Raw genomic sequence first — 11,784 nt, 5'->3', positions numbered from 1 at the left:
GAGCAATTATAATTAAATAAATCAACAGCATCACTAGAAAAATATTCTCCCAAAAACAGAACAAAATGGTATTTAGTTCATTAACCCAACAAAGTCCCCTTAGAGCAATAAAAACAGCGAAATAAACCTCTAAAAAAAATCAATAAATTTTAATACGATGCAAGAGAAAAAGTCTGAGGAGCAAATTCGCTTAACCGCTCTCTCCCATTTAAAAAATCCAGGGCAATAATAAAAGAACAGCCAATCACCTCTGCCTGTAACTGCTTAACCAGTTTAGAAGCAGCAACAACTGTTCCTCCGGTAGCCAGAAGGTCATCATGAACCAATACCTTTTGTCCTGGCAACAAGGCATCCTCATGTAATTCCAGCACAGCACTTCCATATTCCAGGTTACAAGCCTGTTTTATCGTCTTAAAAGGCAATTTTCCCGCCTTACGAATTGGAACAAAAGGCACTTTCAGCACCTGGGCCAATAACATTCCAAATAAGAAACCACGGCTTTCGATACCCGCCACTACATCAATTTCAAGGTCTTTCAACTGCTCAACAAGCGCAGCCGTAATTTCACCACACAACACAGAATCTTTTAATATAGGTGTAATGTCTTTAAAAACGATGCCGGGTTTAGGAAAATCCAGTACATCTCTAACTGTCTGTTTTATTTTTGCTTCAATCATCATTAAAATATAAGATAAGGTTCCAGTTTCTCCAGCACCTGAGGTGTCAAAATAACCACCTTTTTTAAGTCTGCAATATTAGCATAATTTCCGTGTTGTTTTCTATACTGTAACACCGCATTGACCTGATTATATTTTAAATAAGGACAAAACCTCAACTCTTCAAACCCAGCGGTATTTACATTCAGTTTCCGGATAACCGAAGCATCAACACGCACCTGATCTTTTATTTCCTCAAACTTAGCCGAATCCAGACCAAATACTTCCAGCAACTGCTCTTTCCTGTAAAAGCCACCCAAGCGCTCCCTATACTTTACAATCCGTCTCGCAAAGGCGGGGCCAATCCCCCTTATCTTATCCAGCTCCAACGTATCAGCCGAATTGATCTCCACCATCACGGAAACTGTCCGGGCCACAGCTACCCTCTTATATACTGCTTTAACCATAGAATCAGGTACAGAAGAACTAATATCTATATAAGGAAGTAATTTCTGGTACTGATCCGGAGCCACCACATACATCTTCCTCAAATCTTCTGGCTGGCGAAACCGCCCACCCTTTTCAACATACCTTAATATAGATTGTGCCTGCCGCGCAGAAAAACCTAATTTCTCCCAACCCGATTGGGAAAGTGTATTCGGGTCAAAGCGAAACAACACTGCAGACCTGTCCTTCCTTTTTTTAGTCCAGCCAGCCCTTCTGGTGTCTGAAGCTACAGCCGAATCCATTTTTTGTTCAAGTACCTGCAGCATAAAGGCCTCATCTGCCGGATCTTTTACCGGCGGCCAAAGCCAGGCCACAACATAAGGACAGAATGCCAGCATCAAAATTAAACCCGATAGGAGTAGCAACCCATTGAACTCCCCTTTTGTAAGATCGAAGTAGTTATTTAACCATTTTCTCATACCCGGCTAATGTACTACCGATATTTAGAAATATAAATCTTATTTTTGAGGTTGCTTTCCAATTCATAAAAAATTTTTAAATGAAGATCATAACCACTAAAGAATTCGCCAAGGCCACAAAAATCGACAAACTTGGCGTTCCTGGTTTGGCTGCCTTACTGATGGAAGTGATGAAATTAAACGACATCAATAAGGTCTTTTCACAAAACAAACATTTCAATGGTCTCGAATTTGTAGATAAAATACTGGAAACCATTGGTGTAAGCATAGACTTCGATGAAGATGATCTGAAAAACATCCCTAAAACGGGCGGATTTATTGCCATTGCCAACCATCCTTATGGCGGCGTAGAAGGCTTAGCGCTCGTTAAATTATTATGTACCGTAAGACCGGAAGCCAAGGTTATGGTCAACTTCATTCTAAAGAAGATCCCTAATCTCGACGAATTCTTTGTTGCGGTAAACCCTTTTGAAAATGTACAGCATTCCTCCAGCATCAGCGGACTAAAAGCCACCTTTGATCTGCTTCAGAGCGGAACCCCCATTGGAATCTTTCCTGCAGGGGAGGTATCCACCTTCAGCCTCGACAAACAGGAGATCACCGACAGGATCTGGCATCCCGTTGTTGGAAAACTGATCGCCAGAGCCAAGGTACCCGTTGTTCCTATCTATTTTCATGGCAATAACGGCGTCTTGTTTAATATCCTGAGTTTTATTCATCCTACCTTAAGAACAGCCAAATTACCTTCAGAATTCCTGAACAAACAGGGGCTTAAAATGAAAGTAAGGATAGGCAAACCCATACAGATTGACGACATTTCTTACAGAAACAACACCAATAAACTACTGGACTTTCTGCGTGCAAGGACGTATGCCCTTGGCACAGGTCTGGAACAGGAAAGAAAATTGTTCAATCCCATCAACCTTTTCAAGATCAAAAAGAAGCCGGAACCAGTAATTGAAGAAACACCACGGCACCTGATCGTTGAAGAGGTAGAACAATTGGAAAGTTTCCGTGTCTGGGTAGAAAAGAACTATGAAGTGTACATTACCCCTACCGCCAGCATTCCAAATATCTTAAAAGAAATCGGACGCCTGAGAGAAATTACTTTCCGGGAAGTTGGAGAAGGCACCAATAAAAAAATTGACCTAGACAATTACGACATCTACTATCATCACCTGTTCATCTGGGACAAAGAACAACAAAACATTGTTGGCGCCTACAGAATAGGCAAAGGCGATGAGATTCTGAACACACTGGGCCGCCGGGGCTTTTATCTTTCCGAACTCTTCAAGATCAAAGAACCTTTTTATCCCATCCTGCGCAAAGGAATCGAACTTGGCCGCTCCTGGATTCGCAAGGAATACCAGCAAAAACCACTTCCCCTGTTCCTGCTCTGGAAAGGTATCTTAAAATACCTGCTCGACAACCCCCAGTACAGATATATGTTTGGTCCGGTGAGCATCAGCAATAATTTCTCCAAGTTCTCCAAGTCCCTTATTGTGGATTACATCACCAAAAACCACTTTGACTATGAACTGGCCCACTATGTTAAGCCAAAGAATAAATTCAAGGCCGATCTAACCCCTATTGACAAAGACCTGTTGATAGAAAGCAGCGAATCCCTGAAGGACCTGGACAGTTTGATCTCTGACATAGAAAATACCCATATTAAAATCCCAGTACTGCTTCGTCAGTACATGAACCTGAATGCAAAAATCATTTGCTTCAATATAGACCCTAAATTTTCGGATTGCCTGGATGGCTTCCTGCTCGTGGATACCCAGAATATCCCGCCTGAAATGCTGGAAAAAATCGGAAAAAACTTCTAAAACAAAAAGCCACGACATCCATCGTGGCTTTTTGTTATCAACTAAACCTAAACTTATAAATACTAACCAAATATTTACATCACAAAAGTAATCTGGTCATGTTAAGCAAAGGTTAATAACTGATTATATATGAATAAAGTTAACATAATAGTTTAAGGCTTATCCCACCATACCCTGGCATTCAGGTCATCTGCACCACCATAAGGAAAAGCCGCCACTGCTGCCTTGTAATTGGCCGCATTATTTGCGCGCTCCTGAGTTGGATAGCCCTCTCGTCTCGGAATAGGTATATTATTATTATCTGGCGGAGGGTTCAAGGCAGGAAATCCGGTACGGCGCCATTCTGCCCATCCTTCATATCCATGCATAAAAAGGTGGACCCAGCGCTGGTAGCCAATCTGCTGTAAGGCTGTTGAGGCATTATACTGCACCGCAGCATGTGCCTTAAAAGCACCCAGGCCGGTGGTATCATTGTTCTTCCACTGACGAATGGACTGCTCTATAGCCAGGTCATAATTGGTTTTTGACACCGCATCACCGCCCCCAATCCATCCTATTTTTGCAGCTTCGGCCTGAGCAAAAAGCGCTTGAGCATAAGTGACCAGATATACCGGTGAATTTTGCTGTCTGATGGCATCACCCAACAACGAATAATTATTGATCACCACAGTTACTGACCCTGGCAATCCGTAATCCAACCCAATATAGTTTCCTGCCGTATTTTTATTGGCAAACACAGGCAATCTGGGATCCACAAGTGGCTGCATATAGTCCACAATCGGCTTACTCACTGCATACCAATTACGCCCCAGTTGAACAAAAGAGTTGTACCAGTAATTTTCATTGTCTTTGTTGGCCAAATGTGGATAAGCTAAATTATCTGTATTACCCAACATAATACCATTTCCTAAAGCCTTGTTGAATTCAGCTTTTCCTTTATTAGGATCAACTTTAGAAAGGCGGAGTGCCATCAGCATATGAATCGTATTCCCAAATTTCTTCCACTTGGTCATATCACCACCATAAACAATATCATTTTTAATACTTCCGGATACAATTGCCGCATTGGCCTCATCCAATAATTTAAAAAGTCCATCATAGATCAGAGATTGCTTATCATACCTAGGCGTCAGATTATCCCGCCCCTTTAAAGCCTCACTAAAGGGCACATCTCCCCATCTATCTGTAATATGCCAGAAAAAATAGGCTTTTAAAATCTTTGCCACCGCAATCTGGTTCACAATAGGCCCTTCATTGGCATCAAGGTTCTTATTGTTCAGTAAATCTTCCAAATTCTGCAAGGGCTGATAATACAGACTATAGAAGTTGAAATTAACCGTCACATATCTGGAATTATCGGTAAATGTTGTATTGGAAAGGTACTGCGGATAATGTACTCCATAAGGTGAAGAACTCATACTGGGCAGGAACATCTCTGTATTCGCAATCAATTGAGTACCAGCCTTTGTTGGGTTATTTGGATCAGTATTGATCGAATCTTTAAATTTATTACAGCCACTGATCAACACAGTGCCTAATAAAAAAAGACAAGTTGATTGATATATTCTTTTCATCTTGATATCGTATTAAAAGGTCAGGTTTAGACTTACGCCATAAGAGCGCACGGTTTGCAGTTCTCCTTTTTCAATCCAACTGATTGACGCACTGCCCGAAGACAATTCGGAAGGATCAACTCCTTTAGGTGCTTTTTGCCAGATCATAAAAGGATTACGAGCCATCAGCGATAATTTCAAAGCTTTAATTGGTGTCTTTTTCAGGAAATCAGCATCAAAATTATACCCTACACTGATCTCTCTCATTTTAATATAAGAAGCGTCGTAGATCCATTCGTCATAAATTCTTGTGCCCAGGTTGTTTCTATAATAGGCTCTGGCATCCACATAAGCCGTCACTTCCTGACCCGTTGCAGCAGAAATTCCGTTCACCTTCACCCCGCCACCATTAGCAACAGCATCTCTGATATTAAAACCTTTGTCGTTAATCGCAGCCGTTTCAGCCGATTGTCCCGATTTTGTGGCCAGCATCTTACTCCAGCTAAAAAACTGTCCGCCTTTCTGAAAATCAATCATGGCCGCTACATCAAATTTCCAGATCCTGAAATTATTCCTAAAGCCACCAGTGTATTTTGGAAGTACACTACCGAAATCTTTTGCAGGATCATATAAAGGCATGTTGTCAGTACCCAGCATCACCTTCCCGGTAGCAGCGTCTCTGATATAACCCGGACCAATCAAATTTCCAAAAGCCGCACCCAAACTCGCATTTAATGTAATGGTTTGACTGGAATAGGTATTGGCATCTAACTGATAAACCCTAAGGTCTGGAGCCAGGGCATAGATTTCTTTAATCGAATTCTTGTTCCTGGCAAAATTGAAAGCCATATCCCAGGTAAACATTTTAGACTGTACCGGTCGACCATTCAATGCCAGCTCAACCCCCTTATTTTCAATTAAACCCGCATTAACCACTGCTGTTTCATAACCACTGGCACCAGAAACATATAAATTGATCACCTGATCTTTATTCTTTTGCTGATAAAGCGTCAGTTCCAGACCCAACCTGTTTTTCAGAAACTTCAGATCCAGGCCCGTTTCATAAGAATAACCAAAAGAAGGTTTCAGAAAGGGATTTAGAAGCTTATCAGGCACGTAGATCGTGTTTATAGAACCAGAAGGTGGTGCATAAACACCACCAAAACCGTAAGTAGGTGAAATTTGATACGGATCCAGATCAGATCCTGCAATAGCATAACTTGCTCTTAATTTACCATAAGATAGAATATTCGATTTCAACAGTTCACTAAAGAGAAAACTACCAGAAACAGAGGGGTACCAATACGAATTGTTGTCTTTAGGAAGCGCAGAAGAATTATCATTTCTTAAAGATGCATCTAAGAAATAAGTATCCTTATAACCAAGAGAAACCATAGCATAAGCACTTCTTACACTTTTTTGCACCAACCTGGATGTACTGGTCGGACGGTCAACAGAAGCCGCCATGGTGTAAGTATCCGGTGCAGATAATCCACCTACCGTAGCTTGCTTGGTTTCTGTATACTTTGTGGTAAAGATGTTACCCCCAAGATTCGCATTCAAAGACAAATCGCCCCACTTTTTAGCGTATTGCGCTAAGAATTCATAGTTATTATCTGTATTCTGGTATTTATTGATGCTATACCCACTAAGGTTTCTCCCACCGGAAGCCTCTTTATGTGTAATCGTTTGTGAATACATATCAGAGCGAAGAAAACCACTCAGTTTTAATTCCGGTAAAACCTGGTAGCTCACATTCACATCACCAAACAAACGGTCACGGCTATCATTGTTTAAAACTTGGTAGGCATCGAAAAATGGATTGTTCCAGTCACTTGGTCTGTTGTTCGTAATCAAACCTGTGGTTGTATTCGGGTTAACATTCCAGTTCATGATTGTACCATCCGGGTAGCGGTAATTTCGTAGCCTGTTAATGTCTATATTGCGTTGGAACCATTGAACAGCCCCTGTAAAAGAGCCCTGATATCCTTGCGTTGGTCTTTGCCCGGAATTATTGGCATAATTCACGTTGGCACCTATAGTCAGTTTTTTTGTAATGTCCAGAGAAGAGCTCAGACTGAGATTGTTCCTTTTCAACCAGGTATTTGGAATTGTACCATTAATGTAAGCATTGTTATAGCTCAAACGGATACTGGAATTTTCTCCCCCACCTGTAATGGATATTCCATTGTTGATATTCTGCCCCGTTTCAAAATAATCTTTAATATTGTTGGGTTGTGGCACAAAAGGAGTTAACTTTCCAAAGTCAGGATCCTGCGGATAGAAACTATAAAACATTCGTACGGGTGTACCATCCAATTTCGGCCCCCAACTCTCGTCATTCCCGTTCACATACTTTTGTCCGTTAGCCAAGGTTAGAAATGTCTGATTATTCCCAACCCCATAGGTGTTTTGCAAGGGCATGAAGTTCCCTACCTTCTCAATGGAAAAAGCAGAACTCACATTAATTTCCACTTTCTTTGCACCTTTGGCTCCTTTCTTTGTGGTGATCAGGAGTACACCATACTGACCCCTTATTCCGTATAAGGCAGATGCAGCCGGGCCTTTTAAAACATTAATGCTCTCAATATCGTCCGGATTGATATCCTGTGAAGTATTCCCATAATCAACTCCGTTCGCATTACTGTCACTAAAATTATCCTGAGAAATCGGCGTCCCGTCCACAACCATCAATGGAGAGCCTGTTCCCGTGAGAGAATTTACACTTCTGATTTTGATCTTCTGCGTTCCGCCCATGCTTGCACCCGAAGAGCCCGTAACCTGGACACCCGCAATTTTTCCGGCAAGCGCGCCAATAACATTCTGCTCTTTAGTCAATGTCAAGTCACTTCCTTTTACAGCTTGGGTGGCATACCCCAGCGACTTTTCACTCCGCTTAATTCCCAGCGCCGTCACCACCACTTCCGACAAATTTTGATTGTCTGAGGCTAAAGCAACGCTGATTTTAGACTGACTGCCTACCAGCACTTCTTTAGGTAAAAAACCAATGGATCGAAACACCAAAATTTCTGCTGCGCCGGCACGGATGGAAAAATTTCCATTGACGTCCGTAGCTGTCCCTCTGTTCGTTCCCTTAACGGTCACGCTTACCCCGGGAATTGGCTGTCCATCGTCGGATGCGGTAATTTTACCGCTGATTTCTTTCTCCTGGGCCCATAAACTGAGCGTACAGCAGCATAGTAAAATGAGTAAAGTAATGGTTTTCTTCATCTTGTTTAGGTTAGGTTAGGTATTTTGTGGATTGTTATGTTCTAATAGCTTCGTATTTTTTTCAGTCCAAGACCCGGAAGATCATTCAGCGTCACTTTACCATTCACCACTTCCATTCCTTTATAGACATCATTGCTGATCAGCAGGGCGCCATCAAGATCTGCCCAGTCTACCATAGGCGCCAGTTGCGAAGCCGCAGAAATGGCGCAGGAGGTTTCCGTCATACAGCCAATCATAATCTTCATACCCAGGGCACGTCCCAATTCCAGCATCTTGTTGGCTTCCCGCATCCCTGTACACTTCATCAGCTTAATATTGATTCCGCTATACACTTTATGGGCCTTCACCACGTCTTCCAGTCTTTGCACCGCTTCATCACCAATCGTTGGCACCGGACAATGCTCCGTTAGCCAGGCATTATCATCCACCTGCTCTTTCGGCATGGCCTGTTCAATAAACACGACTCCTTTTTCATGCAGCCAGTGTGCCATATCCAGCGCGAAAGCTTTATCCTTCCAACCTTGATTAATATCCACACACAAAGGTTTATCGGTCACTTCCCTAATGGTCTCGATCATCATCTTATCGGTATCCCGGCCAAGCTTCACCTTTAATATCTTGTAAGGATCCGCTTCTTTCACCTTCTTACGGATCATTTCAGGGGTGTCAATCCCGATGGTATAAGAAGTATTCGGTGTTTTAGAGGGATCATAACCCCATATTTTATACCAGGGCTGTTTCATGATTTTACCTACCAGATCATGCAGGGCAATATCCACCGAGGCTTTAGCCGCCTTATTGCCAGCCTCCAAATGATCCACATAGTCCAGGATATTCTCCATCTCAAAAGGATCATCAAAAGCAGACAAATCCACCTTCGATAAAAACTTCAAAACGGTTTCATGAGATTCGCCCAGGTATGGTGGCATCGAAGCCTCTCCATAACCAATGATCCCATGATATTCAATTTCTGTAAGCACGACCGGCGTCGTTGAACGCGAGCTGGTGGATAAAGTAAACACATGATTCAGGTTCAATGTATAGGGCTTAAAACGAAGTTTTAGCTTTCCTTTTCCACCAAACTCCTGACTTGCACTCACCAACAGTGGGGAGGCTCCTAAAACAAGTGTACTTCCGGCCAGTAAACTGGTCGATTTCAAAAAATCTCTTCTATTGTTCATTATTGGTTGGTTGTATATATAATTCGTGTTGATCAATACGTGTAATTTGTGGACTTCCAATCTCATCCAGAATACGGCGTGCACTAACCAGCGTACGCGATTGAAAATCTGCATAATCTGCTGCAGAGGGAACCATACTGTTGATGCGCACCATTCCTGCCGACTGAATAAATTCCCCGTTTCCCATATAAATGGCCGTATGTGTAACCCGGGGATGAGCAGCCCTGCCTTTAGCAGCCGCAAAGAAAAGCAGATCTCCCGCTCGCAGGTTTTTCAAACATTTGGACAAACTGACCGTATCTGCCTCATAGATATCAACGGGCTCACCAATAAGTGCCTGCTGAGATGCATCTCTTGGCAAAATGATGCCATTTAAGAAAAAACTGGTTTTGGTAAAACCACTGCAATCTACCCCCTTCATGGATGTTCCTCCCCAGAGGTAAGGTGTTCCAATCAGGGTTTTAGCTGTGGCCAAGATTTGCTGCGCATCCGGATTAGGTCTGGAAATCCACTGTTTGTATTTTTGCGCAGTTTTTAACGGAATAAAGGCGATACGTCCATCTGGATAGGCCACCTTATAAAACTTCTTTTCTTTGCTCAGCAATTTTAGCAAGTTACCCTTAACCAGGTCAGATACCCGTTCTGATGTCACATCTGCCCGGCTGTAAGCAGAGCCATAATCCTCTGTATAAACCAGCTTATCCGCCCTGCGCCATTGCTCAAAACCCGCCGTATCCATCACGGCCAATGCTTCAGTTTCTACCCAGGCTATATACCTGTCCGGCGATCTGACCAGCGAATACCCTTTTTCCATTTTCAGAATTTGTACAGGTGTACCAAGAATCATTTGAGTGACCATCTCTGCATAATGGGCAGGGACTTTCCGGTTGTTGGCCACAGAAAGGCGCACTACACCATATACCCGACCATTCAGCGCAGCAGAAGGAAGAAGATGCTCAACAACATCCACTTGTAAACCTTCTTTTGCAAATGCAGTTCTCAGGCGTTCTGATGCCTGCGGCAAAGTCGTTTCCAATTCTACCCTGGGTCTCTCCGTTCCTGTAACTTCTAGATTAAAAATATCGGTTCTTTGATCCGGCACTTCTTTTCTTCCTACATTTTCAGCAATGGTTTTAATTTTCTTCAGCAATACGGTATCTAAAACCGCAGAAGCATGCAGGCTGGTAGTTAGAAAAACAAGCAAAAAGAAAGAGATATAGCTTTTCGGCTGCATATTTTGGTGGTTTGGTTTAGGTTAAAGAATTGTTTGCAATAACTAAATGTAATTTTTATTAGCAATAATCGCAAATAACCGCAAAACAAATCAATAAACAACGCACAAAAACGCATAAAAAGGCAATATTATGCCTATTGCCTTTAAATATAGAAATATCTTCAAGTCTATAAATCAATCCGCCCTACATAGACGCTATCAGAAATACTTTGCCGGTCATCAGAAATAAAGGAGATATAGGTTTCTATGTAGAAATCCTTTTTATAAGTATTTCCGTCTTCTTTTTCTATTCTATGTACCTCAAGAACATCAGTACCTGCTTTCCTTCTCGCGCCACTTAAGGAGTAATAAGCACGATTGTTTGCCGGAAGAAACGCTACCATCATCACCTGATCGCGATCCCTCGTCCTTTCTATTTCCGGATCTTGCTCCCATTGGAAGTTAAGCAAGCCATCAGAAAAATCAACGGTAGGATGATAAGCAGGAGGTAGTACCCCTTTACTGACCAAGGCCTTGGTATAATCCATTTCAAAACCAGGAAAAGTTCCTTTAATCGCATTTTTCACATTATAGGAAACCGCTGCATTTTGTGCAATCTGGGTCGTCCCTAAAACCTCTACTCTAAAGCTTACATTGATAAACCTGGTTAGCGGAGAAATAAATGCCATGACGACTTTAAATCTTTCATTAACGGACTGTTGGGCTGGTGTTCTTTTTCTGGGTACATTTAGGGAAATTGTGCGGAGAACAGGTTGTCCTAATCTGACGTAGCCAACAACATTGGCAAGTTTGCCAATGATAGGCCCAAAAATTCCATTTTTTAATCTTGCCATGAGCGTTTAGTTTAACAGGTTAAAAATCTGATCTTTACAACAAGTTAGTCAGAATTCATAAAGAATCCAAATCCGGTTAAATTTCAATTGGTTTAGAATTAGATTTTTATTGTTGTTTGATATGGCTATAGCCGAAGCATAGCCAAAGAGGAGCCGAAGAGAAGCCTTAGTGAAAGCACAAAGAATATGGACACTGGACCTCGCCTGATACTACACTCAGTATCTCCCGGGTCGCTTAACAGTAACTTCATATTGGATCGTTAATTTCATTAAAAATTAAACACTCCATTCTCTAATACAAAAATTATGAATTACAAATCTCTCGCAATGATTGTGCT

Annotated in this window: 8 protein-coding genes; 1 reads left to right on the top strand and 7 read right to left on the bottom strand. The window is 42.0% G+C overall.

Annotated features, from left to right (window positions below):
- Nucleotides 1-149: 149 nt before the first annotated feature.
- Together DBR11_RS00480 and DBR11_RS00475 are read right to left on the bottom strand one after the other, a co-directional pair.
- A complete protein-coding gene (locus DBR11_RS00480; protein ID WP_108549647.1) occupies nucleotides 150-677 on the bottom strand; it encodes an adenine phosphoribosyltransferase in 528 nt (175 codons plus the stop codon).
- A gap of 2 nt (nucleotides 678-679) precedes the next feature.
- Nucleotides 680-1,582, bottom strand: a complete 903-nt coding sequence (locus DBR11_RS00475) for a ComEA family DNA-binding protein (protein ID WP_108549646.1) — start codon at nucleotides 1,580-1,582, stop codon at nucleotides 680-682.
- Between the two features lie 80 nt (nucleotides 1,583-1,662).
- On the opposite strand from DBR11_RS00475, the gene DBR11_RS00470 reads away from it, so the two are divergent.
- Complete coding sequence (locus tag DBR11_RS00470) at nucleotides 1,663-3,414, top strand: lysophospholipid acyltransferase family protein (RefSeq protein WP_108549645.1); 1,752 nt, start codon at nucleotides 1,663-1,665, stop codon at nucleotides 3,412-3,414.
- Nucleotides 3,415-3,566: 152 nt separating this feature from the next.
- On the opposite strand, the gene DBR11_RS00465 is transcribed toward DBR11_RS00470, so the two are convergent.
- The 5 genes from DBR11_RS00465 to DBR11_RS00445 all read right to left on the bottom strand — a co-directional run bounded on the left by DBR11_RS00465 (nucleotide 3,567) and on the right by DBR11_RS00445 (nucleotide 11,446).
- Nucleotides 3,567-4,988 carry a SusD/RagB family nutrient-binding outer membrane lipoprotein gene (locus DBR11_RS00465; protein WP_108549644.1) on the bottom strand — a complete coding sequence of 474 codons (1,422 nt, stop codon included), beginning with the start codon at nucleotides 4,986-4,988 and terminating at the stop codon, nucleotides 3,567-3,569.
- A 12-nt stretch (nucleotides 4,989-5,000) separates the two neighbouring features.
- Nucleotides 5,001-8,198 (bottom strand): SusC/RagA family TonB-linked outer membrane protein, encoded by a 3,198-nt coding sequence (locus tag DBR11_RS00460; protein ID WP_108549643.1) that lies wholly within the window; start codon nucleotides 8,196-8,198, stop codon nucleotides 5,001-5,003.
- Between the two features lie 41 nt (nucleotides 8,199-8,239).
- A complete protein-coding gene (locus DBR11_RS00455; protein ID WP_108549642.1) occupies nucleotides 8,240-9,379 on the bottom strand; it encodes a dipeptide epimerase in 1,140 nt (379 codons plus the stop codon).
- On the bottom strand, nucleotides 9,369-10,613 hold the full coding sequence (locus tag DBR11_RS00450) for a C40 family peptidase (RefSeq protein ID WP_108549641.1): 1,245 nt from the start codon (nucleotides 10,611-10,613) through the stop codon (nucleotides 9,369-9,371). The genes DBR11_RS00455 and DBR11_RS00450 overlap by 11 nt, the downstream gene beginning before the upstream one ends.
- Before the next feature lie 167 nt (nucleotides 10,614-10,780).
- Entirely contained in the window at nucleotides 10,781-11,446 is a 666-nt protein-coding gene (locus DBR11_RS00445) for a DUF6266 family protein (protein ID WP_108549640.1), read from the bottom strand.
- Between the last annotated feature and the right edge of the window lie 338 nt (nucleotides 11,447-11,784).

Origin of the sequence: Pedobacter sp. HMWF019, from assembly GCF_003061025.1 — a bacterium.
Taxonomy (GTDB): Bacteria; Bacteroidota; Bacteroidia; order Sphingobacteriales; family Sphingobacteriaceae; genus Pedobacter.
This window is presented reverse-complemented; position numbering and strand designations above follow the sequence as displayed.

Bases quoted from the DNA above. Each gene is read 5' to 3' on its own strand.
- DBR11_RS00480 (WP_108549647.1), bottom strand. From the start codon at position 677: ATGATTGAAGCAAAAATAAAACAGACAGTTAGAGATGTACTGGATTTT.
- DBR11_RS00450 (WP_108549641.1), bottom strand. From the start codon at position 10,613: ATGCAGCCGAAAAGCTATATCTCTTTCTTTTTGCTTGTTTTTCTAACT.
- DBR11_RS00445 (WP_108549640.1), bottom strand. From the start codon at position 11,446: ATGGCAAGATTAAAAAATGGAATTTTTGGGCCTATCATTGGCAAACTT.
- DBR11_RS00475 (WP_108549646.1), bottom strand. From the start codon at position 1,582: ATGAGAAAATGGTTAAATAACTACTTCGATCTTACAAAAGGGGAGTTC.
- DBR11_RS00470 (WP_108549645.1), top strand. From the start codon at position 1,663: ATGAAGATCATAACCACTAAAGAATTCGCCAAGGCCACAAAAATCGAC.
- DBR11_RS00455 (WP_108549642.1), bottom strand. From the start codon at position 9,379: ATGAACAATAGAAGAGATTTTTTGAAATCGACCAGTTTACTGGCCGGA.
- DBR11_RS00465 (WP_108549644.1), bottom strand. From the start codon at position 4,988: ATGAAAAGAATATATCAATCAACTTGTCTTTTTTTATTAGGCACTGTG.
- DBR11_RS00460 (WP_108549643.1), bottom strand. From the start codon at position 8,198: ATGAAGAAAACCATTACTTTACTCATTTTACTATGCTGCTGTACGCTC.